This window comes from Burkholderia sp. BCC1993 (genome assembly GCF_905339865.1).
GTDB lineage: Bacteria > Pseudomonadota > Gammaproteobacteria > Burkholderiales > Burkholderiaceae > Burkholderia.
The window spans coordinates 44,901-59,167 of the sequence record NZ_CAJPGZ010000009.1 but is presented as its reverse complement, the minus strand read 5'-3'; the positions used below and the strand labels follow the sequence as shown (position 1 = coordinate 59,167).

Genomic DNA, 14,267 nt, shown 5'->3' with positions numbered 1-14,267 from the left:
GCAATGTCCACTATATGAGACGCTGATCCAGTATTTGCTTCGCTCACCGAAGCGGCGCACTATCGCCGCACACCCTGCCGCCCGACCGACGGGCGCGACTCGGCCGCGATCGCGATCGGCTCTTTTTTTGATCGCGATGCTTAAGCGCTTAAGCATCGACGAAAGCGCATTAGAACATGGAGCGGAGACAATGGCGAGCATCTCGATGCGACGCGTGCAAAAAGCCTATGGCGAGCACGCGCCGGTCATTCGCGACGTCGATCTGGAGATCGGCGCGCACGAGTTCTGCGTGTTCCTCGGCCCGTCCGGCTGCGGCAAGTCGACCCTGCTGCGGATGATCGCGGGCCTCGAGGACCTGAGCGACGGCGAGCTGTCGATCGACGGCCGCCGCGTCGACGACGTGCCGGCCGCCGAGCGCGGCGTCGCGATGGTGTTCCAGAGCTACGCGCTGTTTCCGCACATGACGGTCTACGAGAACATGGCGTTCGGGCTGAAGCTCGCGCGCGTGCCGAAGGCCGAGATCGACCGGAAGGTGCGCGACGCCGCGCGGATCCTGCAGCTCGACACGCTGCTCGAGCGCAAGCCGAAGGCGCTGTCCGGCGGCCAGCGGCAGCGCGTCGCGATCGGCCGCGCGATCGTGCGCGAGCCCGGCGTGTTCCTGTTCGACGAACCGCTGTCGAACCTCGACGCGGCGCTGCGCGTCCAGACCCGCATCGAGATCGCGAAGCTGCACCGGCAGTTCGAGCGCGCGAGTGTCGTCTACGTGACGCACGACCAGACCGAAGCAATGACGCTCGCCGACAAGATCGTGCTGCTGCACGCCGGCGAAGACACCGCGCGGCACGGCAGCATCGCGCAGGTCGGCGCGCCGCTCGACCTCTATCACCATCCGGCGAGCCGCTTCGTCGCCGGCTTCATCGGCTCGCCGCGGATGAACTTCCTGCCGGCCGTCGTCACCGCCTGCGACGCGCGGCGCACGATCGTCACCGTCGTGCTATCCGGCGAAACCTTCACGCTGCCGCGCGACAGTTCCGCGCTCGCGGTCGGCGCGGCGGTCACGCTCGGCATCCGCCCCGAACACCTGACGCTCGGTGCCGCGCACGACGCGGCGACGCTCGCGCGCGACGTCGCGCTCGTCGAACGCCTCGGCGAGCAGACCTACGTCCACCTCGACCAGCCCGGCGGCACGCCGCTGATCGCGAAGGTGCCTGGCGACGCCCCGCTGCGCCGCGGCGAACGTGTGCACGCGCATGCGCCGGCCGCCGCCTGCCACCTCTTCACCGAAGACGGCCGCGCGGTGCCCGCGTGCGCCGACCTTCCCGTCCACCACTACGCATAAGGATCGGGCATGCGCCTCGGAGTCTGTTACTACCCGGAACACTGGCCGGAATCGATGTGGGCCGACGACGCCCGCCGGATGAAGGCACTCGGCATCGCGCAGGTGCGGATCGCCGAATTCGCGTGGAGCCGCATCGAGCCGTCACCGGGCGAATACGACTGGGGCTGGCTCGACCGCGCGGTCGACGTGCTCGGCACGGCGGGCCTCGAGATCGTGATGTGCACGCCGACCGCGACACCGCCGAAATGGCTCGTCGACCGTCACCCCGACATCCTCGCGATCGGCGCGGACGGCCGGCCGCGCAAGTTCGGCTCGCGCCGCCACTACGACTTCTCGTCGCCGACCTATCTGGAGGCGTCGCGCCGGATCTGCACCGCGGTCGCCGAACGCTACGGCCGCCACCCGGCCGTGCGCTACTGGCAGACCGACAACGAGCTCGGCTGCCATCAGACGGTCGTCAGCTACTCGCCCGCCGCGCTCGTGCGTTTTCGCGCATGGCTGAAAGCGCGCTACGGCACGATCGACGCGCTGAACCGTGCGTGGGGCACCGTGTTCTGGAGCATGGAGTACCGGCATTTCGACGAAGTCGATGCGCCGGTCGGCACCGTGACCGAAGCGCATCCGTCGCACCGCCTCGACTACCGGCGCTTCGCGTCGGATGAAGTCGCGCGCTATCACCGGATGCAGGTCGACGTGATCCGCGCGCATTCGCCGGGCCGCCCCGTCGCGCACAACTTCATGCAGCTCTTCACCGAGTTCGATCACTACGAAGTGGCGCGCGACCTCGACGTCGCGACCTGGGACAGCTATCCGCTCGGCGCGCTCGAGGAGCAATGGTTCGCGCCCGACGTGAAGGCGCGCTGGCTGCGCACCGGCCATCCGGATTTCGCGTCGTTCAATCACGACCTCTATCGCGGCATGTCGAAGCTGCCGTTCTGGGTGATGGAGCAGCAGCCCGGCCCCGTGAACTGGGCACAGTGGAACCCCGCGCCGCTGCCGGGCATGGTGCGGCTGTGGAGCTGGGAAGCGTTCGCGCACGGCGCCGGCTGCGTGTCGTACTTCCGCTGGCGGCAGGCGCCGTTCGCGCAGGAGCAGATGCATGCGGGCCTGCACACGCCCGACGACCGGCTCGACGAAGGCGGCCGCGAAGCGCAGCGCGTCGCGCAGGAGATCGCCGCCGTGCTCGACGCAGGTGCCGATGCCGACGCGAACGGCGCGGTGCGGGCGCCCGTCGCGCTGGTATTCGACTATGAAGCGAAGTGGCTGTTCGAAGTGCAGCCGCAAGGCGCCGATTTCCACTACCCGCGCTTCGCGTTCGAGTACTACTCGGCGCTGCGTTCGCTCGGCCTCGACGTCGACATCGTTTCCGCGCACGCGCCGCTCGACGGCTACCGGCTCGTCGTCGTGCCGCCGCTGCCGGTCGTGCCGGACGACTTCGCGGCACGGCTCGCCGCATCCGGCGCGCATGCGGTGTTCGGCCCGCGCACCGGCTCGAAGACCGTCGACCTGCAGATTCCGCCGACGCTGCCGCCCGGCCCGCTCGCGTCGATCCTGCCGGTGCGCGTGTGGCGCGTCGAATCGCTGCGGCCGAACGTGACCGAGCGGATCGACGGCACGCTGCGCGACGGCGCGCCGCTCACCGGCGACGCGCGTCACTGGCGCGACCTCGTCGAACTGCGCGACGACGACGCGCGCAGCGTCGTGCGCGCACGCTTCGCCGACGGTCATCCGGCCTGCGTGTCGCACGGCGCGCTGCACTACTGGGCCGCGCTGTTCGACGACGCGACCACCGCGCGCCTGTTCGCCGACGTCGCGGCCGAGGCTGGGCTCGCACCGTCGCCGCTCGGCGATGGCGTGCGCGTGAGCCGGCGCGGCGGCCTGACCTATGTATTCAACTACGGCAGCACGCCGCACACGATCGATGCGGTGCCGCCGTCCGCGTTCGTGGTCGGCGCCGCGCAGGTCGAGCCGCAAGGCGTCGCCGTGTATCGAAACCGTTCGTAGCAGCCGTTCGTAGCAACCGCCCCCGGCGCCGCGACGCGCCGGTCACGCACAACGACAGACAGGAATGGAGACACCCATGACACATCGCCCCCTTCGCGTCGCCACCCGGCTTGCGACCGCCGCCGCCATCGCGTTCGCTTCGTTCGGCGCCGCGGCGCCGGCCGACGCGGGCACGCTGACGATCAACATCGCGTTCAAGGGCGCCAGCCAGCGCGCGGTCTGGCAGTCGACGATCGAAGCGTTCCACAAGGCCCATCCCGACATCGACGTGAAGCCCACCTTCGTCGACGAGGAAGCGTACAAGGTGCAGCTCCCGGCGTGGCTCACGACCGTCGCGCCCGACGTCGTGAACTGGCACGCGGGCGAGCGCATGGCGTACTACGCGAAGCGCGGGCTGTTCGAGGACCTGAGCGGCGACTGGAAAAAGAACGGCTGGGACGCGATGTACGCGTCGACGCGCAGCGCGTCGTCCTATAACGGCAAGCAGTATGCGGCGCCGACCGTCTATTACTCGTGGGGGCTGTTCTACCGCAAGGACCTGTTCGGCAAGGTCGGCATCGCCGACGAGCCGAAGACCTGGGACCAGTTTCTCGATGCATGCAAGAAGCTGAAGGCGGCCGGCATCACGCCGATCGCGATTGGCGGGCGCGACGCGTGGACGCTCGCCGGCTGGTTCGACTATCTCGACCTGCGCCTGAACGGCAACGCGTTCCACCAGCAACTGATGGCCGGCGACGTGCCGTACACCGATCCGCGCGTGAAGAAGGTCTACACGACGTGGAAATCGCTGATCGACTCCGGATACTTCATCGACAACGCGCTGTCCTACGATCTCGACGGCGCGCAGCCGTTCCTGTTCCAGGGCAAGGCCGCGATGATGCTGATGGGCACCTTCATCGCCGCGGGCTTTCCGCCGAACGTGAAGCAGGAGATGGGCTATTACCGTTTCCCGATCATCGACCCGAAGGTGCCGACCGCCGAGGACGGCCCGGTCGAATCGCTGCACATCCCGACCAAGGCGAAGAACAAGGCCGACGCGCATACGTTCCTCGCGTTCGTCGAAACGCCCGAGATGGGCGCGAAGCTCGCCGAAGGGCTCGGTTCGCTGTCGGCCAACAGCAAGTCGCCGGAGCCGGCCGATCCGATCTCGCGCATCGGCTTCCGGATCCTCGCCGACACCAAGGGCGGCGTCGCGCAGTTCTACGACCGTGACATGACGAAGGAAATGGCCGACGAAGGGATGAAGGGGATGCAGCAGTTCATCGCGAATCCCGCGCAGCTCGACACCGTGCTCGCGCAACTCGAACAGACCCGCAAGCGGATCTACAAGAAGTAACCGCGTGACCCCTGCGGCGGCCGAGTGCCGCCGCGTCCGCCCAGGAGGCTTGCCGTGTCCAGTCCGATCACGTCCAGACCCGTCGCAACGCCGGCTGCCCCGGCCGCGCCGCCCGCCGCCGCTCCGCCGGCCCGCAGCTCGCCCGCCGTGCTGACCGCGCGCCGCCCGTCGCCGGCCGTGCGGCGGCAACGGCGCGCCGCGTGGCTCTTTCTCGCGCCCGCGTGCGCCATGGTTGCCGTCTATGTGATCTGGCCGATCCTGTCGACGCTGTGGCTGAGCCTCTGCAACTGGGACGGGATGACCGAGCGCACGTTCGTCGGCCTCGCGAACTACACCGAGCTGCTTAACGCGCCGACGTTCTACACCGCGCTGCGCAACAACGTGATCTGGCTCGCGCTGTTCATGCTCGCGCCGCCGCTCGGCCTCGCGCTCGCGCTGTACCTGAACCAGGCGGTCGCCGGCATCCGGCTCGTGAAGTCGCTGTTCTTCGCGCCGTTCGTGCTGTCGGGCGTGGTCGTCGGCCTGATCTTCTCGTGGTTCTACGATCCGACCTTCGGGCTGCTCGCACTGATCGCCGGGCACGGGATCCCGGTGCTCGGCGATGCGCGCTACGCGACGTTCGGCATCGTGTTCGCCGCGCTGTGGCCGCAGACCGCGTACTGCATGATCCTGTACCTGACCGGCCTTACGTCGGTGAACCCGGAGCAGATCGAAGCGGCACGGATGGAAGGCGCGCGCGGCTTCGCGCTGCTGTGGCACGTCGTGCTGCCGCAATTGCGGCCGACCACGTTCATGGCGATCGTCGTCACGGTGATCGGCGCGCTGCGCAGCTTCGACCTGATTTCGGTGATGACGGGCGGCGGCCCGTTCGAGAGCTCGACCGTGCTCGCGTATTACATGTACGACCAGGCGATCAAGTACTACCGGCTCGGCTATTCCGCGTCGATCGCGGTCGTGCTGTTCGCGATCATGCTCGTCTACATCGTGTTCCAGTTGCGCCGCATGCTGCGCAACGAACAGTGACCTGACCTTCCGGGGAACCATTCATCATGTTTCCGACACCCGTTGCCCACTGGAAGCCGGTATCGCGCCGGCTGTACAAGCTGTCGCTGCCCGTCGCGCTCGTGATCTGGCTGCTGCCGATGATCGCGGTGTTCGTCACGTCGGTGCGCTCGACCGAGGAGCTGGTCGAAGGTCACTACTGGGGCTGGCCGCGGCACTTCTCGATGATCGAGAACTATCGCGACGCGCTGACCACGTCGCCGATGCTGCATTACTTCTGGAACAGCGTGCAGATCACGGTGCCGTCGGTGCTCGGGTCGATCGCGCTCGCGGCGACGGCCGGGTTCGCGCTGGCGACCTACCGGTTTCGCGGGAATGCCGCGCTGTTCGGGACGTTCGTCGCGGGGAATTTCGTGCCGGTGCAGGTGCTGATGATTCCGGTTCGCGACTTGTCGCTCAGGCTCGGGGTGTTCAATACGGTCGAGGCGCTGATTCTCTTTCACGTCGCGTTTCAGACGGGGTTCTGTACGCTGTTTCTGCGGAATTTCATCAAGCAGTTGCCGTTCGAGCTGATCGAGGCGGCGCGGATCGAAGGTGCGGGCGAGTGGACGGTGTTCTGGCGGATCGTGTTGCCGTTGATCCGGCCGGCGTTGGCCGCGCTCGCGATTCTCGTGTTTACGTTCGTGTGGAACGATTACTTCTGGGCGCTGTGTCTCACGCAAGGTGACGAGGCCGCGCCGATTACCGCGGGTGTGGCGGCGCTGAAGGGGCAATGGACGACTTCCTGGAACCTTGTTTCGGCCGGGTCGATTCTCGCTGCGTTGCCGTCGGTCGCGATGTTCTTCGCGATGCAGAAGCATTTCGTCGCGGGGCTCACGTTTGGGGCGACGAAAGGTTGAACTCGCCCTGACCGCCGATCACCGATCACCGATCGCGGATTCGGATCTCCCCCTCTTCATCGAGAGGATTGCCCGCTTCGGCGGGCTTTTTTTATTCTGCTCGACACGCGGCGTCGCTGAACGCCGGACAGGTTTTTCACCGGTTCGGATCGAGTGGCGCTTTTTGAGGGTTATACGACCTTTGCGCCATTGACCTCACATTCCATACTTTCCACGGACGATCAAGCCGGGAAAAGCACACGAACGCGATTGCGTTTCGAGCTTGCGGCCTGGTCAATCACACGACCATGCAAAGGAACGGAACATGAGGCTCAAGAACAAATCAGCTTTGATCACGGGTGGAACCAGCGGCATCGGTCTTGCAACCGCGAAGCTGTTCATTGCAGAAGGCGCCCGGGTCGCGGTTACGGGTCGCGATGACGCCGTGTTCGAGCGTGTGCAGGCGGAGCTTGGCGAGAATGCGATCGTTCTCAAGGGTGATGTGCGCTCGATCAAGGACATGCGCGCGATCGCCGCCGAAGTAAAAGAGAAGTTCGGCGGCCTCGATATCGTGTTCGCCAACGCCGGCTGGGCTTTCCCGTCAGCAGTCGGCGACATCGACGACGCACTCTACAACGAGATCATGGACGTCAACGTCAAGGGTGTGGTGCTCACGCTTCAAGCGGTGCTGCCGGACTTGCGGGAAGGTTCATCAGTGATCCTCAATACGTCGTTCGTCGCGCAGACCGGCAAGCATGGCATCTCGCTGACTGCCGCGGCGAAAGCCGCGGTGCGATCGCTTGCCCGCAGCTGGTCCTATGAGTTTCTCGACCGGAAAATCCGCTTCAACGCGATCGCTCCCGGCGCGATGAACACGCCGCTGATGACCAGGTGGGGCATGTCCGACGAATGGGTTCGCGACCGTCGGGCCGAGTTCGCCGCGGCGATTCCGGTGGGCCACATGGGCAAGGCGGAGGACATCGCGTACGCGGCGCTCTATCTCGCGAGCGACGAGTCCTCCTACGTCGTCGGCACCGAACTGGTCGTCGATGGCGGCGCCTCGCAGCTCTGAGCCTGCGGTTCACGATTCCGGAGCCCGACGCGTCACACCGGCTCATCCACATCCCGATCTCGCGTCCGCCACACCTTGCGTCGTGGCGGTCATTCAATCCGGGCCGGCCTGGCTGCGTTCGCAGAGGCGGCCGAAGTGCAAGGAGAAGTCATCTTGACCGACAGTAGCGATAACCATGCTTCCGTAGAGCAACTCACCCGAGCCGGTCGTTCGCGCCGCGACGTGCTCAGGCTTGGCAGCGCCGCCACCCTCGGCGCCGTCCTGGGTGGCGGCGCCTTGCTCGGGCACGTCACGCCTGCGCTTGCCCAGGCGGGCAGCGAAGGGCTGCTTGCCCCGAATGCGCCCCTCGAAATCCTGATCGTCAACTACGATGGCGGCACGCTGCTCGACTTCGCCGGCCCCAGCGAGATCTTCCACCGGCTACCCAATACGAACGTTCGCTACGCGAGCCTCGATGGCGGCAACGTGACGCTCGAATTCGGCGTCGTGTATGGCAAGACCGAACGACTGGCCGATATCGAGAAGACCGACGTGATCCTCGTCCCCGGCGGATCCGACCTGACGGCCCCGATGCGACCGGCGTATCAGGCGCAGATCCGGCGCCTGGCGGAAAGCGCCAAACACGTGACGTCGGTTTGCAACGGATCGCTCGTGCTTGCCGCAACGGGCGTTCTCAAGGGTAAGCGAAGCGCCTGCCATTGGGCCTTCGTCAACAAGCTGTCCGAGTATGGCGCCATTCCCGTTCCCGACCGCTTCGTGGAAGACGACAACGGCAGGTTCATGAGCGGCGGCGGCGTGACGGCAGGCATCGACTTCGCGCTACGCGTAGCAGCGAAGCTGCGCGGCCGACAGGCCGCCGAATTCACGCAGCTCCTGATCGAATACGACCCCGCTCCGCCGTTCCACTCCGGTCATCCCAGGGACGCGCGGCCGGAAGTCATCGCAATGGTCGACAAGGAACTGCCCGGCGCATCCAGGGGGCTCGCACGCATCCCCGGCGTTCGCTGAAACGCTTGCCGGCCATGCATGCATGGCCGCCGCCTCGCGCGCTGAAGGCCGCGGCCGACCTTGCCGGCTCGCTCGCCCATGTGGCGCCGCCCTTTCAACTCAACTCAAGTCAGTTCGGAAATCACTCGATGCAACAGATCCGTTTTTGTACTGCTGCGCTGGCAGCCTGCGTCTCCTTTCTTGCATTCACTGCGCCGGCCACCGCCGGCGGTTCGCAACGTCCGCCCGAAGCGGCGATCAAGGCCGAAAACGCGCGATGGGCGGATGCCTTTGCGCGAGGAGACTACGAGGCGATAGGCCGCCTCTATACCGATGACGGCGCGCTCCTGCCGCCCGGCGGCGACAAGGTCACGGGAAGCCGCGCGATCACCGCGTACTTCACCAAGGGGTATGCCGGATCGAAGCCCGGCACCGTATCGTTCAGCCACTACGAGTTCTACGGTAATGACCGGACCGTGACGGAGGTGTCGGATGCGGAGGTCCGCGACCACGACGGCAAGCTCAAGATCCGCGCCAAGCAGACGCTCGTCTTCGTGAAACAGGCCGGCGTGTGGAAGTTGCATCGCGACATGTGGAACGACTACGGTCCGGTCGACACCGCCGGCCAGTGAGCGTCCGGCGCAATGGCGCGTCACGCTCCCAAGCGTCAATAGAACGTCGGGAACGCCAGCGGGACGTCGCCCCCGCAGCGCGCTGAACGGCCGCCGGCCGATCAGCGCGCGCCGTTCGCCCGGCTCTCGCGTCGAATCGCTTGCGGCGGGTGCCCATGCAGCTTGATGAAGGCCCGCCGCATCCGTTCCGGATCGGTGAATCCCACCGCCAGGGCAATCTGTTCGATCGGTTCGCTGCCGCCCTGCAGGCGCAGCCTCGCCGCTTCGACTCGCAAGCGCTCGACCGCCCTGGCAGGCGTTTCACCGGTTTCCCGGCGAAACGCGCGTCCGAACTGCCGCAAGCTCAATCGTGCGGCATCGGCGAGTCGTTCGACGGGCAAGGCTTCAGCCAGATGCTCCCGGGCAAAATTCAGCGCGATGCGGATGCGATCTGATTCCGGCTCCATCCGCGACATGGCGGAGAATTGGGACTGCCCGCCTGGTCGACGATACGGAACAACCAGAAGCCTGGAGACGGTGCGCGCAATCTCCGCGCCCATGTCTCGTTCAATGATGCCGAGCGCCAGGTCGATCCCGGAGGCGATGCCCGCCGACGTCCAGACGCGGCCATCCTCGATATAGATGCTGTCGCCGTCGACCCGGGTGCGAGGGAAGCGCGACTGCAATTGCGCGGCGTATCGCCAGTGGGTCGCCGCTCTCAAGCCGTCCAGCAAGCCGGTTTCCGCAAGCAGAAAGGCGCCCGTGCACACGCTTGCCACCCGCGAGGCCTTGGCGGCCAATTTCCTGGCCGCGGCGATATTCTCCGAGGTCTGCATAGGATCGATTTCACCGCCCACGAACACGACGGTATCGAACGCGCGCCTTCCGATCGGCTTCGTCTCGATCGACAGGCCCGTATTGCCGTGAACCGGGCCGCCGGATTGCGAGATGACATGAAGATCGTAGGGTGTATGACCGGCAGCCGTGGCCACCTGATTGAAGGCCGACAGCGGCCCGCCAAGATCAAGCGCATCGTAGCCACGGCAAACGAAGAATCCGATTCTATGCATGACGAAGCAATCACTGAAATTCCCGGAAGGCGTATTTTAATGGGAACCCTCGAATAGCGTCAGTCCGGCCCGAAACGAGGGAAAAACGTCGTTGACGCCGGCATCGCTCACTCGTACGGACGCTCGTCAGGGCGGCGCGGGCCTCGGGCCCGTCGCCACGCGTCGGAATCGACATGCTGCGCCCTCCTTCAAGAATCGGCGACGCGTCACGATCAATCGCCCGAGCGCGGCTCGCGCACCGGCGAAACGGGTCGTGTCCGGCCACGCATCGAATGGATCACATCGCGACATATTCGACCGTCGGGCTGCATCATCAGCTCAATATGCGTGACACATGTCATGGCGTCGGCGGCCGCGCCGGTTCATGCGAATCAAGTCCACCCTTCGAGCCGCAACGTCGAACGCACGAGCCGCTGCTCCTCCTCTTCGATCTCGCGCAGATACTCGACGCACTGCCGGATATGCTCGCTCGCCGCCTTGCGCGCCTGGTCGGGCAGCCGCCCCGTCACCGCGTTGTAGAGCCGCGCGTGCTGGCGGTCGATCTGCTTCTTCAGCGGCTCGCGATGATAGAGGTTGTTCACCGACGCGAACACGGAACTGAGCAGCAGATCGGTCAGCGACTGCAGCGTGTTGACCAGCACCGGATTGTGCGACGCCTCGCAGATCGCGAGATGGAACGCATGGTCGAGCTTCGCGCGCGCGGCCGGATCGAGATCCTGCGCATCGGCCGCCGTCATCTCCTCGTAGCGGCGCTTGATCAGGATGAAGTCGGCGGGCGTGCCGCGCAGCGCGGCGAGCCGCGCGGCTTCGGTCTCGAGCATGCCGCGCACCTCGAACAGGTCGTACAGCGTGCGCGGCTGCGAGCCGAGCAGATGCATCATCGGCGAGACTTCGCGTTGCGGGGTCAGGCTCGCGACGAACGAGCCCTTGCCGTGCGTCGTGTCGATGATCCCGCGCGCGCGCAGCAGCTTCATCCCTTCGCGCACGGCTGTGCGCGACACGCCGAGCTTCTCGGTCAGCCGCCGCTCGGACGGCAGCGCCTGCCCAGCCTTCAACACGCCGTCGACGATCAGCTGCTCGATCCGCTCGGCGACGACATCGGCGACATTGCGCGCCGGCGCTTGTCGATTCTGCATTTCCATACTGGTATGACCACTTCGGACGGATGTCGCCGATTTTCTCACAAACCATTGTGCTGATTGAGTTTTCCGTCACATCCAGCCGCCCCTCAAAGGCACTCGAATAAAAACTGGTATGACCACGCCAGCGGCATCTGGACACGTCCCCGCCGCCCGCCAAGAATGCCGTCCATCGGCGTGCCGCGCTTCCCGCGGCCGCCTGCACGATGAAGATGGTGGAGACGGAGACACACGATGAGTTTCACCTACGACGAACGGATCGACGGCCCGCTGGCGACCGTCGACCGCGACACGCTCGTCGCCGCGCTCGACGCGGCGGCGCCCGGCCTCGACGTGCTGCACGAGCGCGAGGCGCTGAAGCCGTTCGAATGCGACGGCCTCGCCGCGTACCGCACGGTGCCGCTCGCGGTCGTGCTGCCCGACACGGTCGAGCAGGTGCGCACGGTGCTGCGCGTCGCGGCCGCGCACGGCGTGCCGGTCGTCGCGCGCGGCGCGGGCACCGGGCTGTCGGGCGGCGCGATGCCGCTCGAAAAGGGCATCCTGCTCGTGATGTCGAAGTTCAACCGGATTCTCGCGATCGACGCCGACGCCGGCATCGCGCGCGTGCAGCCGGGTGTGCGCAATCTCGCGATCTCGCAGGCCGCGGCACCCTACGGCCTCTACTACGCGCCCGATCCGTCGTCGCAGATCGCCTGCTCGATCGGCGGCAACGTCGCCGAAAACGCGGGCGGCGTGCACTGCCTCAAATACGGGCTGACGGTGCACAACATCCTGAAGGTCGAGATCCTGACGATCGACGGCGACACGCTGACGCTCGGCGCCGACGCGCTCGACGCCCCCGGCTTCGACCTGCTCGCGCTGTTCACCGGCTCCGAGGGGATGCTCGGCATCGTCACCGAGGTGACGGTGAAGCTGCTGCCGAAACCGTCGAGCGTGAAGGTGCTGATGGCGAGCTTCGACGACGTGGCCGAAGCCGGCGCGGCGGTCGCGCGGATCATCGGCGCGGGCGTGATCCCCGGCGGGCTCGAGATGATGGACAACCTCGCGATCCGCGCGGCCGAGGACTTCATCCATGCAGGCTATCCGGTCGACGCGCAGGCGATCCTGCTGTGCGAACTCGACGGCGCCGCGACCGATGTCGACGAAGACGCCGAACGCGTGGCCGCGCTGCTGCGCGACGCCGGCGCATCGGAGATCCGCGTCGCGCGCGACGAAGCGGAGCGGCAGCGCTTCTGGGCCGGCCGCAAGAACGCGTTCCCGGCGGTCGGCCGCATGTCGCCCGACTACTACTGCATGGACGGCACGATCCCGCGCCGCGAGCTGCCGCGCGTGCTCGAAGGGATCGCCGCGCTGTCCGCGCAATACGCGCTGCCGGTCGCGAACGTGTTCCATGCGGGCGACGGCAACATGCATCCGCTGATCCTGTTCGACGCGAACCGTCCCGGCGAGCTCGACCGCGCGGAAGCGCTCGGCGGCAAGATCCTCGAACTGTGCGTCGCGGCGGGCGGCAGCATCACCGGCGAACACGGTGTCGGGCGCGAGAAGATCAACCAGATGTGCGTGCAGTTCAACGCCGACGAAATCACGTTCTTCCACGCGGTGAAGGCCGCGTTCGATCCACAGCGCCTGCTCAACCCCGGCAAGAACATCCCGACGCTGCACCGCTGCGCCGAGTTCGGCGCGATGCACGTCCATCACGGCAAGCTGCCGTTTCCCGAACTGGAGCGCTTCTGATGCGACACGAACGCGAAATCGAATCGATCGACGACAGCGCGGCGCTCGTCGCGCAGGTCGACGCCGCGATCCACGCGCGCCAGCCGCTGCACATCCGCGGCGCGGGCACGAAGGCGTTCGTCGGCCGCGCGGTCGAAGGCCGCACGCTCGACGTGCGCACGCACCGCGGCATCGTCGCATACGACCCGACCGAACTCGTCATCACCGCACGCGCGGGCACGCCGCTCGCCGAACTGGAAGCGATGCTCGACGCGGCCGGCCAGATGCTGCCGTGCGAGCCGCCCACGTTCGGCGGCACGGCGACGGTCGGCGGCATGTTCGCGGCCGCGCTGTCGGGGCCGCGCCGCCCGTGGGCCGGCGCGGTGCGCGACTTCGTGCTCGGCTGTCGCGTGATCACCGGCCACGCGAAACACCTGCGCTTCGGCGGCGAGGTGATGAAGAACGTCGCGGGCTACGACGTATCGCGGCTGCTCGCGGGCAGCTTCGGCTGCCTCGGCGTCGTGACGGAAGTGTCGCTGAAGGTGCTGCCGAAGCCGCGCGCGACCGGCGATCTCGCCTTACAGCTCGCTGCCGCCGAAGCCGTGCAGCGCGTCGCGGCATGGCGTCGCGCGGGGCTGCCGCTCGCGGGTGCCTGCCACGCGGACGGCGTGCTGCGCGTGCGGCTCGAAGGCGGCGAGGGCTCGGTGAAGGCCGCGCGCGACACGATCGGCGGCGAGCGGATGGACGATCGCAACGACGGCTTCTGGGTGCGGCTGCGCGACCTGTCGCTGCCGTTCTTCGACGATCCGCGCCCGCTGTGGCGCGTATCGGTGCCGGCGGCCGCGCCGCTCGATACGCTGCCCGGCGCGCTGCTCGTCGACTGGGGCGGCGCGCAGCGCTGGCTGAAAAGCGACGCCGCGCCGGCCGACGTGCAGCACTTCGCCGCGCAGTGGGGCGGCCACGCGACCTGCTTCACGCCCGGCACGACGCCCGAGCCGTTCCAGCCGCTGCCGCCCGCGCTGCTGCGCGTGCATCGGCAGTTGAAGGCGCAGCTCGATCCGCATGCGATCTTCAATCCCGGCCGCCTGTACGCGAACGTCTGACGCCAACCCGACT

General features: G+C 67.1%; 12 protein-coding genes. 10 read left to right on the top strand and 2 right to left on the bottom strand.

What is annotated here, in order from left to right; all coding sequences use genetic code 11:
* The first annotated feature begins 190 nt into the window (after positions 1-190).
* From U4Y91_RS16385 to U4Y91_RS16350, 8 genes are all read left to right on the top strand, one after another.
* Entirely contained in the window at positions 191-1,339 is a 1,149-nt protein-coding gene (locus U4Y91_RS16385) for a sn-glycerol-3-phosphate ABC transporter ATP-binding protein UgpC (protein ID WP_321805908.1), read from the top strand.
* 9 nt (positions 1,340-1,348) lie between these two features.
* On the top strand, positions 1,349-3,343 hold the full coding sequence (locus tag U4Y91_RS16380) for a beta-galactosidase (RefSeq protein ID WP_321805907.1): 1,995 nt from the start codon (positions 1,349-1,351) through the stop codon (positions 3,341-3,343).
* A gap of 76 nt (positions 3,344-3,419) precedes the next feature.
* Positions 3,420-4,679, top strand: coding sequence for an ABC transporter substrate-binding protein (locus U4Y91_RS16375; protein WP_321805906.1), 1,260 nt, complete (start codon positions 3,420-3,422; stop codon positions 4,677-4,679).
* A 54-nt stretch (positions 4,680-4,733) separates the two neighbouring features.
* Entirely contained in the window at positions 4,734-5,702 is a 969-nt protein-coding gene (locus tag U4Y91_RS16370) for a carbohydrate ABC transporter permease (protein WP_415750465.1), read from the top strand.
* A gap of 26 nt (positions 5,703-5,728) precedes the next feature.
* Positions 5,729-6,580 (top strand): carbohydrate ABC transporter permease, encoded by an 852-nt coding sequence (locus U4Y91_RS16365; RefSeq protein ID WP_321805905.1) that lies wholly within the window; start codon positions 5,729-5,731, stop codon positions 6,578-6,580.
* A gap of 304 nt (positions 6,581-6,884) precedes the next feature.
* Entirely contained in the window at positions 6,885-7,631 is a 747-nt protein-coding gene (locus U4Y91_RS16360) for an SDR family oxidoreductase (RefSeq protein ID WP_321805904.1), read from the top strand.
* Between the two features lie 153 nt (positions 7,632-7,784).
* Positions 7,785-8,639, top strand: coding sequence for a DJ-1/PfpI family protein (locus tag U4Y91_RS16355; protein WP_321805903.1), 855 nt, complete (start codon positions 7,785-7,787; stop codon positions 8,637-8,639).
* Between the two features lie 128 nt (positions 8,640-8,767).
* A complete protein-coding gene (locus tag U4Y91_RS16350) occupies positions 8,768-9,250 on the top strand; it encodes an SgcJ/EcaC family oxidoreductase (RefSeq protein WP_321805902.1) in 483 nt (160 codons plus the stop codon).
* A gap of 101 nt (positions 9,251-9,351) precedes the next feature.
* On the opposite strand, the gene U4Y91_RS16345 is transcribed toward U4Y91_RS16350, so the two are convergent.
* Both U4Y91_RS16345 and glcC read right to left on the bottom strand, forming a co-directional pair.
* Positions 9,352-10,299, bottom strand: a complete 948-nt coding sequence (locus tag U4Y91_RS16345; protein WP_321805901.1) for a GlxA family transcriptional regulator — start codon at positions 10,297-10,299, stop codon at positions 9,352-9,354.
* Positions 10,300-10,670: 371 nt separating this feature from the next.
* Positions 10,671-11,441 carry a transcriptional regulator GlcC gene (gene glcC, locus U4Y91_RS16340; protein WP_044848878.1) on the bottom strand — a complete coding sequence of 257 codons (771 nt, stop codon included), beginning with the start codon at positions 11,439-11,441 and terminating at the stop codon, positions 10,671-10,673.
* Between the two features lie 231 nt (positions 11,442-11,672).
* Between glcC and glcD the strand changes: the two genes are divergently transcribed.
* Both glcD and glcE read left to right on the top strand, forming a co-directional pair.
* The gene (gene glcD / locus U4Y91_RS16335; RefSeq protein WP_321805900.1) at positions 11,673-13,172 is read left to right on the top strand and encodes a glycolate oxidase subunit GlcD; all 1,500 of its coding nucleotides are present in this window, start codon (positions 11,673-11,675) and stop codon (positions 13,170-13,172) included.
* The gene (glcE, locus tag U4Y91_RS16330; protein WP_321805899.1) at positions 13,172-14,254 is read left to right on the top strand and encodes a glycolate oxidase subunit GlcE; all 1,083 of its coding nucleotides are present in this window, start codon (positions 13,172-13,174) and stop codon (positions 14,252-14,254) included. Before glcD ends, glcE begins: the two co-directional genes overlap by 1 nt.
* Positions 14,255-14,267 lie beyond the last annotated feature (13 nt).

Coding starts and splice junctions, on each gene's coding strand:
- glcD (WP_321805900.1), top strand. CDS start 11,673: ATGAGTTTCACCTACGACGAACGGATCGACGGCCCGCTGGCGACCGTC.
- U4Y91_RS16365 (WP_321805905.1), top strand. CDS start 5,729: ATGTTTCCGACACCCGTTGCCCACTGGAAGCCGGTATCGCGCCGGCTG.
- glcE (WP_321805899.1), top strand. CDS start 13,172: ATGCGACACGAACGCGAAATCGAATCGATCGACGACAGCGCGGCGCTC.
- U4Y91_RS16345 (WP_321805901.1), bottom strand. CDS start 10,299: ATGCATAGAATCGGATTCTTCGTTTGCCGTGGCTACGATGCGCTTGAT.
- U4Y91_RS16360 (WP_321805904.1), top strand. CDS start 6,885: ATGAGGCTCAAGAACAAATCAGCTTTGATCACGGGTGGAACCAGCGGC.
- U4Y91_RS16350 (WP_321805902.1), top strand. CDS start 8,768: ATGCAACAGATCCGTTTTTGTACTGCTGCGCTGGCAGCCTGCGTCTCC.
- U4Y91_RS16385 (WP_321805908.1), top strand. CDS start 191: ATGGCGAGCATCTCGATGCGACGCGTGCAAAAAGCCTATGGCGAGCAC.
- U4Y91_RS16380 (WP_321805907.1), top strand. CDS start 1,349: ATGCGCCTCGGAGTCTGTTACTACCCGGAACACTGGCCGGAATCGATG.
- U4Y91_RS16375 (WP_321805906.1), top strand. CDS start 3,420: ATGACACATCGCCCCCTTCGCGTCGCCACCCGGCTTGCGACCGCCGCC.
- glcC (WP_044848878.1), bottom strand. CDS start 11,441: ATGGAAATGCAGAATCGACAAGCGCCGGCGCGCAATGTCGCCGATGTC.